14 protein-coding genes are annotated in these 13,534 nt (G+C 65.5%); 8 read left to right on the forward strand and 6 right to left on the reverse strand.

The features are described from left to right. Positions 1 to 170: 170 nt before the first annotated feature. The 6 genes from C1931_RS08385 to ykgO all read right to left on the reverse strand — a co-directional run bounded on the left by C1931_RS08385 (position 171) and on the right by ykgO (position 4,701). The gene (locus tag C1931_RS08385; protein ID WP_108755984.1) at positions 171 to 1,403 is read right to left on the reverse strand and encodes a TraB/GumN family protein; all 1,233 of its coding nucleotides are present in this window, start codon (positions 1,401 to 1,403) and stop codon (positions 171 to 173) included. Next, on the reverse strand, positions 1,396 to 1,926 hold the full coding sequence (locus tag C1931_RS08390) for a GNAT family N-acetyltransferase (protein ID WP_108755985.1): 531 nt from the start codon (positions 1,924 to 1,926) through the stop codon (positions 1,396 to 1,398). Before C1931_RS08390 ends, C1931_RS08385 begins: the two co-directional genes overlap by 8 nt. 14 nt (positions 1,927 to 1,940) lie before the next feature. Next, positions 1,941 to 2,828 carry a carbon-nitrogen hydrolase gene (locus tag C1931_RS08395; protein ID WP_046983810.1) on the reverse strand — a complete coding sequence of 296 codons (888 nt, stop codon included), beginning with the start codon at positions 2,826 to 2,828 and terminating at the stop codon, positions 1,941 to 1,943. Between the two features lie 197 nt (positions 2,829 to 3,025). Beyond that, positions 3,026 to 4,063, reverse strand: a complete 1,038-nt coding sequence (locus tag C1931_RS08400; protein WP_108755986.1) for an agmatine deiminase family protein — start codon at positions 4,061 to 4,063, stop codon at positions 3,026 to 3,028. 39 nt (positions 4,064 to 4,102) lie between these two features. Continuing rightward, entirely contained in the window at positions 4,103 to 4,432 is a 330-nt protein-coding gene (locus C1931_RS08405) for a hypothetical protein (protein ID WP_108749387.1), read from the reverse strand. A 143-nt stretch (positions 4,433 to 4,575) separates the two neighbouring features. Further along, entirely contained in the window at positions 4,576 to 4,701 is a 126-nt protein-coding gene (ykgO, locus tag C1931_RS08410) for a type B 50S ribosomal protein L36 (RefSeq protein WP_005409283.1), read from the reverse strand. A 197-nt stretch (positions 4,702 to 4,898) separates the two neighbouring features. On the opposite strand from ykgO, the gene cmk reads away from it, so the two are divergent. The 8 genes from cmk to galU all read left to right on the forward strand — a co-directional run bounded on the left by cmk (position 4,899) and on the right by galU (position 13,187). Next, on the forward strand, positions 4,899 to 5,576 hold the full coding sequence (gene cmk, locus C1931_RS08415; protein WP_108749388.1) for a (d)CMP kinase: 678 nt from the start codon (positions 4,899 to 4,901) through the stop codon (positions 5,574 to 5,576). A gap of 198 nt (positions 5,577 to 5,774) precedes the next feature. After that, positions 5,775 to 7,460 (forward strand): 30S ribosomal protein S1, encoded by a 1,686-nt coding sequence (gene rpsA, locus C1931_RS08420; RefSeq protein WP_057498113.1) that lies wholly within the window; start codon positions 5,775 to 5,777, stop codon positions 7,458 to 7,460. An 89-nt stretch (positions 7,461 to 7,549) separates the two neighbouring features. Next, positions 7,550 to 7,855, forward strand: coding sequence for an integration host factor subunit beta (locus tag C1931_RS08425; protein ID WP_005409286.1), 306 nt, complete (start codon positions 7,550 to 7,552; stop codon positions 7,853 to 7,855). A 77-nt stretch (positions 7,856 to 7,932) separates the two neighbouring features. Then, positions 7,933 to 8,217 carry a lipopolysaccharide assembly protein LapA domain-containing protein gene (locus C1931_RS08430; protein WP_108749389.1) on the forward strand — a complete coding sequence of 95 codons (285 nt, stop codon included), beginning with the start codon at positions 7,933 to 7,935 and terminating at the stop codon, positions 8,215 to 8,217. Between the two features lie 6 nt (positions 8,218 to 8,223). Then, on the forward strand, positions 8,224 to 9,402 hold the full coding sequence (gene lapB / locus C1931_RS08435) for a lipopolysaccharide assembly protein LapB (protein ID WP_108752871.1): 1,179 nt from the start codon (positions 8,224 to 8,226) through the stop codon (positions 9,400 to 9,402). Between the two features lie 3 nt (positions 9,403 to 9,405). Next, positions 9,406 to 10,383 carry a glycosyltransferase family 4 protein gene (locus C1931_RS08440; RefSeq protein WP_108755987.1) on the forward strand — a complete coding sequence of 326 codons (978 nt, stop codon included), beginning with the start codon at positions 9,406 to 9,408 and terminating at the stop codon, positions 10,381 to 10,383. A gap of 15 nt (positions 10,384 to 10,398) precedes the next feature. Continuing rightward, a complete protein-coding gene (locus tag C1931_RS08445; RefSeq protein WP_164271348.1) occupies positions 10,399 to 12,309 on the forward strand; it encodes a nucleoside-diphosphate sugar epimerase/dehydratase in 1,911 nt (636 codons plus the stop codon). Continuing rightward, positions 12,309 to 13,187, forward strand: coding sequence for a UTP--glucose-1-phosphate uridylyltransferase GalU (gene galU / locus C1931_RS08450; protein WP_108752873.1), 879 nt, complete (start codon positions 12,309 to 12,311; stop codon positions 13,185 to 13,187). Before C1931_RS08445 ends, galU begins: the two co-directional genes overlap by 1 nt. The last annotated feature ends 347 nt before the right edge of the window (positions 13,188 to 13,534 follow it).

The following is a 13,534-nucleotide window of genomic DNA, read 5'->3' on the forward strand; positions in this document are numbered from 1 at the left end:
CATCACCGCAAGGCAGTAGCGCCGGGCCATGCCCGGCGGCGGCTATCAACACCGGAAGCGCGGCACAAAAAAGGCCACGCGATGCGTGGCCTTTTTCGCTCTGGAATGATGTGCCAACCAAGGTTGGCACCTACCAGTAGAACCGGGCATGGCCCGGCGGGGCGCTGGAATCAACCCGCGACTTTGCCCCACACCCGGCCGGCGGTCAGCCACAGGCCCAGCATGCTGCCCAGGTTGGTCAGCATGAAGGTCAGCACCACCCGGGTGACCCGGTTGCGGTACCAGCCCTTCAGGCTCTGCGCGTCGTCGCGCAGCTTCAGGAAATCCTCGTACGCCGGCTTGCGCAGGCGCGCTTCCACCAGCGCCGAGAACGCGCCGGTGGGAATGCTCAGGCGGAACGGCTTGAACGGTGCCACCACGATCGCGGTCAGGATGCTCAACGGGTGGCTGCCGGCCAGCAGGCAGCCCAGGCCGGCCAGGCCGCCGGTGTACATCGCCCAGGTCGCCAGCAGTTCGGTGCCCACGCCCAGCCCGCCGCGGTAGAAGCCCACGCCAATGCCGGTCACCACGATGGCCAGGATCGCCAGGGTGAACCAGGGAATGTTGCGCTTCTTCGGCACTGCTTCCAGCTCGGCACGCAGCGCTGCCGGGGCGTCGTTGTCGGTTTCCAGGTAGCGCGCCAGGCCGGCCAGGTGGCCGGCGCCGACCACGGCCAGCACCTCGCGCTGCAGCGGGCTGTGTTCCTCGCGCAGGCGGGTGGCCATGTAGCGGTCGCGCTCGCCGATGATGGTTTCGTACAGCGCCGGGCTTTCGCTGGCGAACTCGCCAAAGCTCGATTCCAGCATGTCGCCCTGCTTCAGCTTCTCGATCTCGTTCTCGCCCACTTCTTCGGACGAGAACAGACCGGCGCCGAGCCCGGCCACCAGCTTCAGCTTGCCGAAGAAGCCCAGGCGCTGCGAGGCGCGGCGGAAGGTCAGGCCCACTTCGCGGTCGATCAGGTGTACCGGCAGGTTGCGCTCGCGCGCCAGGTCCACCGCACGCTTCAGCTCGGCGCCGGGCTCGATGCCCAGCTGCTCGGCCAGGCGGCGCTGGTAGGCCGACAAGGCCAGGTTGGCGGCGAACAGGGCCACGCGGCCCTTGCGGATCACTTCCACCAGGTCCAGCTTGGCCAGCGTGTCCGGATCGCTCAGTGCCTGCAGGCGCTGCGGGTCCAGTTCCACCGCCACCGCATCGAAGCGGCCGCTGTCGATGGCCTTTTCCACGGTCTCCACGCTGGCGTGGGAAACGTGGGCGGTGCCCAGCAGGGTGTAGCGCACGCCGTCGCGCTCGACAACGCGCACCGGCTGGCCGGCGAACAGATCGTCGCCGGTTTCGGGAAGGGTTTCAGTCATGGGGTCATTCATTGGAAGGGGCGGTGTCGGCGCCGTCGCCGAGCGCGCGCTGCATCTGCACGGTGTCCAGCCAGCGGCCGTGCTTGCGGCCCAGGCCCTGGAACACGCCCACCAGGTGGAAGCCGAAGCGTTCGTGCAGCTTGATGGAGGCAGTGTTGGTGGGTTCGCCGATCACCGCCACCATCTGCCGGTAGCCGCGCGCGGTGCAGGCATCGATCAGTGCCTGCAGCAGGCGCGTACCCACGCCGTTGCCCTGGAAGGCGGCATCGACATAGACCGAATTTTCCACGGTCCACTGGTAGGCCACGCGGGTGCGGTAGGTGTTGGCGTAGGCATAGCCGGCCACCTGGCCGTCGATCTCGGCCACCAGGTAGGGGAAGCCGCGGTCGATGATGTCGCGCATGCGGCGCAGCATCTCGGCCGCATCCGGAATGTCGTACTCGTAGGTGTTGACGAAATCGGTCACTTCCACCGCGTAGATCGCGGTGATCGCAGCGATGTCGGCCGGGCCGGCATCACGGATGAGGACGGCCATGCCGGGTCTCCGGATCAGTCGATGTAGCGCTTCAGCAGATCACCGTACGCATCGATGCGACGGTCGCGCAGGAACGGCCAGATGCGACGCACGTGCTCGCTGCGCTGCAGGTCCACGTCGCACACCAGCACGGTGGCGTCGGTGCCGGCTTCGGCCAGGAATTCACCCTGCGGGCCCAGCACGTGGCTGTTGCCCCAGAACTGGATGCCCGACGCGCCCAGCGGCGAGGCTTCGTGGCCCACGCGGTTGCAGCTGAGCACGGGCAGGCCGTTGGCCACGGCATGGCCGCGGTGGCTCAGCACCCAGGCGTCGCGTTGGCGGGTCTTTTCATCCTGCACATCGTCCGGGTCCCAGCCGATGGCGGTGGGGTAGAGCAGCAGTTCGGCGCCGGCCAGCGCCATCAGGCGCGCCGCTTCCGGGTACCACTGGTCCCAGCACACCAGCACGCCCAGGCGGCCCACCGAGGTATCGATCGGCTTGAAGCCGATGTCGCCCGGGGTGAAGTAGAACTTCTCGTAGAAGCCCGGGTCATCGGGGATGTGCATCTTGCGGTACTTGCCCAGCAGGGTGCCGTCCTTTTCGAACACCACCGCGGTGTTGTGGTAAAGGCCGGCGGCGCGGCGCTCGAACAGCGAGCCGACCAGCACCACGCCATGCTTCTTGGCCAGCGCGCCCAGGCGTTCGGTGCTGGGGCCGGGAATCGGCTCGGCCAGGTCGAACTCGTCCACCGATTCGTGCTGGCAGAAGTACGGGCCGTTGTGCAGTTCCTGCAGCAGCACCAGTTTCGCGCCCTGCGCAGCCGCCTCGGCCACACGCGCTTCAATCACCGCCAGATTGGCGGCGGCATCGCCGTGGTTGCGCTCCTGGATCAGGGCGACGGTAAGGGGGCTGCGCGAGTTCATACGGGGCGTTCCTGCGGGGGAAAACCTGCATGTTAGCGCGGATGGACGGTGACGGCGTGTCGCGCGCTGAATGGCGTTCGCACACGGTAGCGCCGGGCCATGCCCGGCGGATTTTCAGGACGCCGCTGCGCTCGCCGGGCATGGCCCGGCGATGTTGCATCCAAGGGACGGCCGGGCGCGGGCCCGGCGATGGTGCATCAGGCCTTCAGCAGGCCCTGCGGCAACTGCATGGTGATGCAGTGCAGGCTGCCGTTCTGCCAGATCAGCGAGCGGCAGGGCACCTGCACGATCTCGCGGCCCGGGTGGGCCAGGGCCAGCACGTCGCGGGCCAGGTCGTCGGCCGGATCGCCGTAGGCCGGCATCAGCACCGCACCATTGACGATCAGGTAGTTGGCGTACGACGCGGCCAGGCGGCGGCCTTCGTCGATCACCGGCTGCGCCCACGGCAGCGGGAACAGGCGGTACGGCTTGCCGTCCTTGGTGCGCAGCGCGGCCAGCTCGTTTCCCATCGCCTGCAGTTCGGCGTAGTGCGAATCGCTCTGGTCGTCGCAGGCCTGGTAGACGATGCTGTCAGCCGAGGCGAAGCGGGCCAGGGTATCGATGTGGGCGTCGGTGTCGTCGCCTTCCAGGTAACCATGGTCCAGCCACAGCACGCGGTCCTGCTGCAGCCAGTCGGCCAGGTCGGCGCTCAGGCTTTCGCGGTCGCGGTCCGGGTGGCGTTCGTGCAGGCACTTCCAGGTGGTCAGCAGGGTGCCTTCACCATCGGTTTCAATGCCGCCGCCTTCCAGCGCGAACGGAATGCTGCGCACCGGTGCGTCGTTGAACACACCGGCCTGGTCCAGCACGCCCACCAGCTGGTCGTCCAGGGTGGCGTCGAACTTGCCGCCCCAGCCGGTGAAGCGGAAGTCCAGCAGCTGGAAGCCGCCGTCGGCGCGGCGCAGGGTGATCGGGCCCGAATCGCGCAGCCAGGTATCGTCGTAGGCCGCCGTGGTGAAGCGCACCTTGTCCATGTCGATGCGGTTGGAGCGCAGCCGCATTTCGGCATAGGTCTCCACATCGTCATCGGCCACGCAGATCAGCACCGGCTGGAAGCGGGTGATGGCCGCAACCAGGGCGATGTAGGTCTCTTCCACCTGGCCCAGGCGGTCGGCCCAGTCGGTGTCGGCGGTGGGCCAGGCAATCAGGACGCCGCTCTGGGCTTCCCATTCGGCAGGAAAACGAAGGTTCTGGTTCATGGTCTCGCTACACGGGCCCGCCACGGGCGGGGTGGGGGATCAACGGATCGGCGGTTTCGGGCCGATTTCGTTCGGGTCGGCTTGGTTGGCCACCACATCGATCACCTTCTGCTTCTCAAAGTAGACGGTGAACTGCGGGTAGACCCAGCGGTGGATGGTCGGCCACTGGCGCTTCTGGCCGCCGCGCGGCTGCAGCTGTTCGCTCGGCGCACCGAACTGCGACTGCACCTGCTGCATGCTCTGGCCGCGGACGGGCAGGGCGGTGGCCGGCTTTTCACGGGCGCGGTCGATCAGCAGGGTGTCGGCCAGCGCCGGCGTGGCGGCGGCCAGGGTGGCCAGTACGGCCAGGGTGGACAGGTAACGCTTCATCTCGAACTACTCCCCAGTGGTCAAGAAAGGCGATTACAGCAAAAACGGCGGAAAAAAGCCGCATAAACAAAAAACCGCCCGAAGGCGGTTTTTTGCATCGGGTCGCCCCGCGTGGGGCAGCCTGGGCCCGAAGGCCGGAAGGCTTAGCGCTGACGCGCCTTGAAACGCGGGTTCGACTTGCAGATGACGAAGATCTTGCCACGACGACGCACGACCTTGCAGTCACGGTGACGGGCCTTCGCCGACTTCAGGGAGGACAGGACTTTCATGGCATACCTCGGCGTAAACAGTAGTTGTTCGGGTGGAGCGTGGCCGCGATATGCGAAAGACAATCGGCAGTTGACGCTCGTTCAAGCCCGCCATTCTACCGGGCTTTTCTCCGTGGTTTCAAGTGGTTGCACGAAAGTCGCCGCGCAGGGCGTCTGGCAGGGGCTAGAATGGCCCCTTCACACGCGCAAGGACCCCCATGAATCCACTCGCTCCCGTCCTGACCATCGACGGCCCGTCCGGGGCTGGCAAGGGTACCATCAGCCGCATCGTGGCGCGCCGCATGGGCTGGCATTACCTGGATTCGGGCGCGCTGTACCGGGCGGTGGGCGTGGCGGCCAGCTGGGCCGATATCGACACCTCCGACGCCTCGGCGCTGGTGCGCTGCACCTTCGACACCCGCGTTCAGTTTGTTGAACAGGGCGATGCCATGCGCGTGCTGGTGAACGGCACCGATGCCACCGACGAGCTGCGCCTGGAGACCACCGGCGCGCTGGCCTCGGCCATTGCCGCCATTCCCGAGGTGCGTTCGGCGCTGAAAGAGCGCCAGCGCGCATTCAGGGAGCTGCCGGGCCTGGTCGCCGACGGCCGCGACATGGGCACGGTCATCTTCGCCGACGCCCCCTACAAGGTGTTCCTGACCGCCAGTGCCGAAGAGCGCGCCGAGCGCCGGCATAAGCAGTTGAAAGACAAGGGGGTTTCTGTTAGCTTTGATGACCTCCTGCGCGAGATCATGGCCCGCGACGCCCGTGATGCTCAGCGTACCGTGGCGCCCCTGAAGCCGGCAGACGATGCCGTCCTCATCGACACCACAGGCATCGGCATCGCAGATGTCGTTGCCAGAGTGATGGATCTGCTTCCGGTTCCGGCTGCCTGATCCGTTCGCGCAGGAGCGCTGCCAGCAACACCGGTGGTGGTCGCGCAATGCAGTGCTGTACAAGCTCCGTCGCGCAATGATGCGTGGCGGTTTTCCTACTACACACGACCTGCGTTTCCGGGGTCGACCAACAGGCGGGCGGTCGCCATTCCCCTGAAGGGGACGCCACCGACCCATGTGTCCAACAGAGTAAATCTAATGACCGAATCATTTGCCGAACTGTTTGAAGCCAGCCAGGCCAACCTGGCCAAGCTGAAGCCGGGCGCCATCGTCAGCGGTACCGTTGTTGAAGTCCGCGGCGACGTCGTGGTGATCAACGCTGGCCTGAAGTCCGAAGGCATCGTGCCGATCGAACAGTTCCGTAACGACGCTGGCGAAATCGACGTCGCCGAAGGCGACATCGTCAAGGTCGCCCTCGACTCGATCGAGAACGGCTTCGGCGAAACCGTCCTGTCGCGCGAGAAGGCCAAGCGCGCGATGGTGTGGGACGAGCTGGAAGAAGCGTTGGAAAAGAACGAAACCATCACCGGCCGCATCAGCGGCAAGGTCAAGGGTGGTTTCACCGTGGACATCAAGGATGTCCGCGCCTTCCTGCCGGGTTCCCTGGTCGATGTGCGCCCGGTGCGCGATCCGGCCTACCTGGAAGGCAAGGAGCTGGAATTCAAGCTCATCAAGCTGGACCGCAAGCGTAACAACGTCGTGGTCTCGCGCCGCGCTGTCGTCGAAAGCGAGCACTCGGAAGAGCGCGAGCAGCTGATGGACAAGCTGCAGGAAGGCGCGATCCTGAAGGGTGTCGTCAAGAACCTGACCGATTACGGCGCGTTCGTGGACCTGGGCGGTATCGACGGCCTGCTGCACATCACCGACATGGCATGGAAGCGCGTGCGCCATCCGTCCGAAGTCGTGAACGTCGGCGACGAGCTGGACGTGCGCGTGCTGAAGTTCGACCGCGAGCGCAACCGCGTTTCGCTGGGCCTGAAGCAGCTGGGCGAAGATCCGTGGGATAACATCGCCCGTCGTTACCCGGCCAACAGCCGCGTCTTCGGCAAGGTCTCCAACGTCACCGATTACGGCGCGTTCGTTGAGATCGAGCCGGGCGTCGAAGGCCTGGTGCACGTCTCCGAGATGGATTGGACCAACAAGAACGTCAACCCGTCCAAGGTTGTGCAGGTTGGTGACGAAGTCGAAGTGATGGTGCTGGACGTCGATGAAGAGCGTCGCCGTATCTCGCTGGGCATGAAGCAGGTTGCCGCCAATCCGTGGGAAACCTTCGCTGCCACCCACAAGAAGGGTGACAAGGTGTCGGGCCAGATCAAGTCAATCACCGACTTCGGCATCTTCATCGGCCTGGACGGCGGCATCGACGGCCTGGTCCACCTGTCCGACATCAGCTGGAACACCACCGGCGAAGACGTCGTTCGCAACTTCAAGAAGGGCGACACCCTGGACGCCGTTGTCCTGGCCGTCGATCCGGAACGCGAGCGCATCTCCCTGGGCGTGAAGCAGCTGGAGCAGGATCCGTTCGGCCAGTACATGGCTGCCAATCCGAAGGGCTCCAAGGTCGAAGGCGTGGTGAAGGAAGTCGACGCCAAGGGCGCGATCATCGAGCTGGCTGACGGCATCGAAGGTTACGTCTCGGCGCGCGACATCGCCAACGAGCGCGTTGACGACGCCACCCAGCACCTGAAGGTCGGCGACAAGGTCGAAGCCAAGTTCGTGGGCATGGACCGCAAGGGCCGCACCCTGCAGCTGTCGATCAAGGCCAAGGACGACGCTGAAATGCGCGAAGTGCTGGAGGAATACCAGTCCTCTTCGGCTTCCAGCGGCACCACCCAGCTGGGCGCGCTGCTGCGTGCACAGCTGAACGGCAACAAGTCCGAGTAATATCGGCCTGTAGCTGATCGTTGTTTCCTGGACGGCCCGGGCATTGCCCGGGCCGTTTCAGGCTGAGTGACCCCTGATGTGAGCCGGCGATGACCAAATCCGAACTGATCGAAATCCTTGCGCGCCGCCAGGCGCACCTGAAGGCCGATGATGTCGATCTGGCGGTGAAGTCGTTGCTGGAAATGATGGGCGGTTCCCTCTCTGCCGGGGATCGCATCGAAATACGTGGCTTTGGCAGCTTCTCGCTGCACTACCGGCCGCCGCGCCTGGGTCGCAACCCGAAGACCGGCGAATCGGTGGCCCTGCCGGGCAAGCACGTTCCCCATTTCAAGCCGGGCAAGGAACTGCGCGAGCGGGTCAGCAGCGTGCTGCCGCTGGACGCCGATCCGGCCTGAAGGTCCTGTCGCGCGACGACGTGCGATTTTTCCCGCCAGTCGGATAAGCTACAGGCTCCTGCCATTGGAGCTGTCGCATGAAGGTTTTCCGTCTGCTGGTGCTGCTGGCAGTCCTGATCCTTGGCCTGATCATCGGCGCGGTCAACATGACCGACATGTCGATCAACCTGTTGTTCACCCAGTTGCATACGTCGGTTGGCGTGGCGTTGATCGCCGCACTGCTGGTCGGCGTGGTCGTCGGTGCCGGGCTGGTGCTGGTAAGCGTGGTCATTCCGCTCTACAGCCAGCTGCGCCGCGCCAACAAGTCGGTGGCTGCCACGTCGGCCCCGGTTACTTCCCCCCAATCTTTTGATGGACGCTGATCGAAGATGGATTTCGTCACCGAGTGGTTCTGGTTTTTCCTGTTCGTGCCGCTGGCTGCCGTTGCAGGCTGGGTCATCGGCCGGCGTGGCGGTCAACGCCACGGTGACAACCAGGTCAGCCGCCTGTCCAGCACCTATTTCCGTGGCCTGAACTACCTGCTGAACGAGCAGCCGGACAAGGCCATCGAACTGTTCCTGCATATCGCCGAACTGGACAAGGAAACCTTCGAGACCCAGGTCGCGCTGGGCCATCTGTTCCGCCGCCGCGGCGAAGTGGACCGTGCCATCCGCCTGCACCAGGGCCTGGTGAACCGCAACGACCTGAGCGACGCGCAGCGCGTGCAGGCGCTGCTGGCACTGGGCGAGGACTACATGAAGTCCGGCCTGCTGGACCGTGCCGAAACCGTGTTCACCGAACTGGCGCAGCTGGACCAGCGTGCGCCGCAGGCACTCAAGCACCTGATCGGCATCTATCAGGCCGAGCGCGATTGGGAAAAGGCGATCGACAACGCCACCCGCTTCGAAGACGTGACCGGCGAGCCGATGGGCAAGCTGATCGGTCAGTTCGAATGCGAGCTGGCCGAGCGCTTCCGTGGCGCCGGCAAGCTGGACGAGGCGAGGGCAGCCATTGCCCGTGCCTACCAGGCCGATGCCATGTCGGTGCGCGCCGGCATCATTGAAGGCCGTCTGGAAACGGATGCCGGCAATGCCGAAGCGGCGGTGCGTGCGTTTGAGCGCGCCGCCCGCAACGACCCCGAATACCTGCCCGAGCTGCTGCCGGCGCTGATGGAAAACTACCGCAAGGTGGGTGACCTCGGCGGTGCCCGCGCGTTCCTGTCGGAAATGACCGAACACTACCGTGGCATCGCCCCGGTGCTGGCGCTAACCCGCCTGATGGAAGAGCAGGAAGGCGTGGCACCGGCGCGTGCCTATCTGGGCCGCCAGTTGAAGGACCGCCCGTCGGTGCGTGGCGAATCGGCGCTGATCGATCTGACCCTGGCCGAGGGCGCCGATTCCACCGCCACCCTGCACGATCTGAAGCACATCACCGATCAGTTGCTGGTGCGCAACCCGGCCTACCGCTGCACGCGCTGCGGCTTCGGCGCGCGTACCCACCACTGGCAGTGCCCGAGCTGCAAGGAGTGGGGCACCGTGAAGCCGCTGCTGAACTACGCGGTGCTCTGAGCCATGCCCTGGCTGGTGATGGGCGCGCTGCTGGGCCTGGCCCTGCTCAGCGCCGGATTGACGTGGGCCGCACGGGGCTACGCCCTGCGCCGGCAACTGCTGGACCAGCCGGGCGAACGCCGCAGCCATACCGTGGCCACCCCGCGCGGTGGCGGCATCGCCATCGTCATCAGCCTGCTGGTGGCCGCAGGTGCCGCGATGTGGGCCTGGCCCGACGCCGCAGGCAGCGTGCTGATCGCCAGCCTGGGCCTGGTGCTGGTGGCCGGTATCGGCTGGTGGGATGACCATCGCCCGCTGCCGGCGGTGCGCCGTCTGTGCGTGCACGTGGTCGCCGCCGCGCTGTTGGCCGGGCTGGTGAAGCTGCATGGCGGCAGCTGGCTGCTGGCCGCGCTGGTGCTGTTCTTCACCACCTCGCTCATCAACATCTGGAACTTCATGGATGGCATCAACGGCATCGCCAGCAGCCAGGCGGTGATCGCCGCGCTGGGGCTGGCGCCGGTGCTGCCGTGGCCCTATTCATTGGCCGCCATTGCCCTGGGCCTGGCCTGCCTGGGTTTCCTGCCGTTCAATTTCCCCAAGGCGAAGATCTTCATGGGCGATGTCGGCAGCGGCGCCCTGGGCTATGCGGTATCTGTCGTGCTGGCCATCGCCAGCCTGAAGACCAACATCCAGTGGATGCTGCTGCTGGTGCCGATTTCACCTTTCCTTGTGGACGCAGGCTTCACACTGTTGGCGCGCATGCTCTCCGGGCAACGCTGGATGGAACCCCACACCCAGCATGTCTACCAGCGCGCAGTGCAGGCAGGAGCCAGCCACGCACAGGTCACAGGGATGTATTTTGTTTTGGGTCTGTTCAGTATTACAGTGTTCAATGTTTGCTCCAGCTTGCAGCCGAGGTGGGAGGCTGTCGTAGCGGTCGCGTGGTTTGCCGCGCTGACTCTGCTCTGGCTCCTCCTGCGCAATGGATTGCGCAATCGATAAGGAATTAAGCGAAATATGTCTTCACCTTGGCGGGACAGAATCCTCGGTCTTTTGCCGCGCACGGCCATCGTCTGCCACGACCTGTTCATGGTCTGGGCCTGCTGGCAGCTGCTGCATGCCGGTCGCTACTCGATCCTGGCCGACGCCCCGGCGCTGCCGCTGTGGAATGTCGACACCACGCTGGTGCTGGCGCTGCAGGGCATCGTGTTCTGGCGCGTGGGCCTGTACCGCGGCCTGTGGCGTTTCGCCAGCGTCAGCGACCTGCTGAACATCTTCAAGGCCAGCTTCATCGGCCTGGTCGCCATCGTGCTGGTGCTGGCCTGGAAGCGCTTCAACGGCGTGCCCATGTCGGTGCTGGTCATCTATCCCTTCGCACTGTCGGCCCTGCTGGGCGCGCCGCGCCTGCTGTACCGCGCATGGAAGGACTACCAGTCGCTGCAGTCCGATTCGACCGCGCGCCGGGTGCTGATCCTCGGCGCCGGCCAGGCTGCCGAAACGCTGGTGCGCGACCTGCGCCGTTCCGGCAACTTCGAACCGGTGGGCCTGCTCGATGACGCCCCGCACCTGCGCGGCGCCAAGCTGCAGGGCCTGCCGATCCTGGGCACCCTGGACGATGCCCCGGCGGTGGTGCGCGAAAGCGCGGCCAAGCTGCTGGTCATCGCCATTCCCTCGCTCGATGCGGTGGGCATGCAACGCGTGGTCGCCATCTGCGAAAGCACCGGCGTGCCGTTCCGCACCGTGCCCAAGCTGAGCGACATCCTGCAGGGCCAGTCGCTGCCGGGCCAGTTGAAGGAAGTGGCGATCGAAGACCTGCTGGGTCGCAAGCCGATCATGCCGGACTGGAACTTGATCCGCGGTTGGCTGGGCGGGCGTACCGTCATGGTCACCGGCGCCGGTGGTTCCATCGGTTCGGAACTGTGCCGCCAGTGCGCGCGCCATGGCGCCGGCCGCATCGTGCTGGTGGAAATCAGCGAGCTGCTGCTGCTGACCATCGAAGGCGAGCTGCGCCGCAGCTTCCCCGATATCGAAGTAGAGGCCGTGCTGGGCGACTGTGGCGACCCGGCAGTGATGCGCCATGCGCTGTCGCTGCACCCGGTCGATACGGCCTTCCATGCCGCCGCCTACAAGCACGTGCCGGTGCTGGAACGGCAGCTGCGCGAAGCCGTGCGCAACAACATCCTGGCCACTGAAAACGTGGCACGCGCCTGCCTGGAAGCGCGCGTGGAGCATTTCGTGTTCATTTCCACCGACAAGGCGGTCGACCCGGTCAATGCGCTGGGCGCCAGCAAGCGCTATGCGGAAATGATCTGCCAGAGCCTGGACCAGAAGTCCACGCATACCCGTTTCGTGACCGTGCGCTTCGGCAACGTGCTGGCCTCGGCCGGCAGCGTGGTGCCGCTGTTCCGCGAACAGATCCTGCGCGGCGGCCCGGTCACGGTGACCGATCCGGAAGTGACCCGTTACTTCATGACCATTCCCGAGGCCTGCCAGCTGATCCTGCAGGCGGCCGCGTCGGCATCGCACGGTGCCATCTACACCCTGGACATGGGCGAGCCGGTGCCGATCCGCGTGCTGGCCGAACAGATGATCCGCCTGGCCGGCAAGCAGCCGTACAAGGATATTCCGATCATCTACACCGGCCTGCGCCCGGGCGAGAAGCTGCACGAGACGCTGTTCTATTCCGACGAAGACTACCGACCGACCTCGCACCCGAAGGTGCTGGAGGCCGGCGTGCGTACCTTCTCGCGCGATCTGGTGCTGGGCAACGTGCCCAAGCTGCGCGAGGCAACGGTGAGCTACGACACCGGCGCCATCCAGGAAATCCTGTTCGCGACCATGCCCGAATTCTCGCCAATCGAACAGGACGCTTACATCTCGTCCGCTAAAGTCGTGCCATTCCCCGCACGAGAGGCCAGCAGGCACTAATGAGCAAGCGCATTCGCAAGGCAGTTTTCCCGGTGGCAGGCCTGGGCACCCGTTTCCTGCCCGCCACCAAGACGGTTCCCAAGGAAATGCTGCCGATCATCGATCGGCCTCTCATCCAGTACGCGGTGGACGAGGCGATCGAGGCGGGCTGTGACACCCTGGTGTTCATCACCAACCGCTACAAGCACGCCGTGGCCGATTACTTCGACAAGGCCTACGAGCTGGAACAGAAGCTGGAGCGCGCCGGCAAGCAGGAACAGCTGGAGCTGATCCGCCACGTGCTGCCCGAAGGCGTGCGCGCGATCTTCGTCACCCAGGCCGAGGCGCTGGGGCTGGGCCATGCGGTGCTGTGCGCCAAGGCGGTGATCGGCGATGAGCCCTTCGCCGTGCTGCTGCCCGACGATCTGATCTGGAACCGCGGCGCCGGTGCGCTGAAGCAGATGGCCGATCTGAACGAGGCCAGCGGTGCCAGCGTGATTGCGGTGGAAGACGTGCCGCATGAGAAGACCGCCAGCTACGGCATTGTCGCCACCGAGGCGTTCGATGGCCGCAAGGGCCGTATTTCGCAGATCGTGGAAAAGCCCAAGCCGGAAGACGCGCCGAGCGATCTGGCGGTGGTGGGTCGCTACGTGCTGAGCCCGAAGATCTTCGAGCTGCTGGAACAGACCGGCAGTGGTGCTGGTGGCGAGATCCAGCTGACCGATGCGATTGCCGCGCTGCTGGCGCAGGAGCCGGTGGATGCCTACCGCTTCGAGGGCACGCGTTTCGACTGCGGGACGCACCTGGGCCTGGTGGAAGCGACGATCCGCTTCGCGCTGGACAACCCGAAGCTGGCCGGCCCGGCCCGCGAGAAGCTGGCAGCGATGCTGGCGGAGTAAGGTTTTTTCGAGCGCTCCGTTCGCGGCGCCTTGATTGATACGTGATGGGCGGGATGGGTGGGCCTTTGCAGGACACGCCGTAAACCCGTCCATGGGGGCTCGTTGGCGCCATCCATGGCGCCAGCGGTCCTGCAAAGGCCCACCCATCCCGCCTGCCAGGTTTCCTGCGCGCGCGGACGAGAAGGGCGGAATCAAGGGCAGGGGCAAAAGCAAAAAAGGCAGCCATTGGCTGCCTTTTTTCGTGGATCTGACCCCACACCCGAAACCATCCACGCATGGCGTGGATCTACTGCGAGACGAAGCGGGTGGATCGGGGTCAGATCCCTTTGCGTAGCAAAGGGCTCTGA

The sequence above is a fragment of the Stenotrophomonas sp. YAU14A_MKIMI4_1 genome, assembly GCF_003086855.1.
GTDB lineage: Bacteria > Pseudomonadota > Gammaproteobacteria > Xanthomonadales > Xanthomonadaceae > Stenotrophomonas.

Excerpts from the sequence above, each read along its gene's own strand:
- C1931_RS08390 (WP_108755985.1), bottom strand. The coding sequence starts at position 1,926 with ATGGCCGTCCTCATCCGTGATGCCGGCCCGGCCGACATCGCTGCGATC.
- C1931_RS08425 (WP_005409286.1), top strand. The coding sequence starts at position 7,550 with ATGACCAAATCCGAACTGATCGAAATCCTTGCGCGCCGCCAGGCGCAC.
- C1931_RS08405 (WP_108749387.1), bottom strand. The coding sequence starts at position 4,432 with ATGAAGCGTTACCTGTCCACCCTGGCCGTACTGGCCACCCTGGCCGCC.
- C1931_RS08430 (WP_108749389.1), top strand. The coding sequence starts at position 7,933 with ATGAAGGTTTTCCGTCTGCTGGTGCTGCTGGCAGTCCTGATCCTTGGC.
- C1931_RS08445 (WP_164271348.1), top strand. The coding sequence starts at position 10,399 with ATGTCTTCACCTTGGCGGGACAGAATCCTCGGTCTTTTGCCGCGCACG.
- ykgO (WP_005409283.1), bottom strand. The coding sequence starts at position 4,701 with ATGAAAGTCCTGTCCTCCCTGAAGTCGGCGAAGGCCCGTCACCGTGAC.
- rpsA (WP_057498113.1), top strand. The coding sequence starts at position 5,775 with ATGACCGAATCATTTGCCGAACTGTTTGAAGCCAGCCAGGCCAACCTG.
- C1931_RS08440 (WP_108755987.1), top strand. The coding sequence starts at position 9,406 with ATGCCCTGGCTGGTGATGGGCGCGCTGCTGGGCCTGGCCCTGCTCAGC.
- C1931_RS08385 (WP_108755984.1), bottom strand. The coding sequence starts at position 1,403 with ATGAATGACCCCATGACTGAAACCCTTCCCGAAACCGGCGACGATCTG.
- galU (WP_108752873.1), top strand. The coding sequence starts at position 12,309 with ATGAGCAAGCGCATTCGCAAGGCAGTTTTCCCGGTGGCAGGCCTGGGC.
- cmk (WP_108749388.1), top strand. The coding sequence starts at position 4,899 with ATGAATCCACTCGCTCCCGTCCTGACCATCGACGGCCCGTCCGGGGCT.
- C1931_RS08395 (WP_046983810.1), bottom strand. The coding sequence starts at position 2,828 with ATGAACTCGCGCAGCCCCCTTACCGTCGCCCTGATCCAGGAGCGCAAC.
- C1931_RS08400 (WP_108755986.1), bottom strand. The coding sequence starts at position 4,063 with ATGAACCAGAACCTTCGTTTTCCTGCCGAATGGGAAGCCCAGAGCGGC.
- lapB (WP_108752871.1), top strand. The coding sequence starts at position 8,224 with ATGGATTTCGTCACCGAGTGGTTCTGGTTTTTCCTGTTCGTGCCGCTG.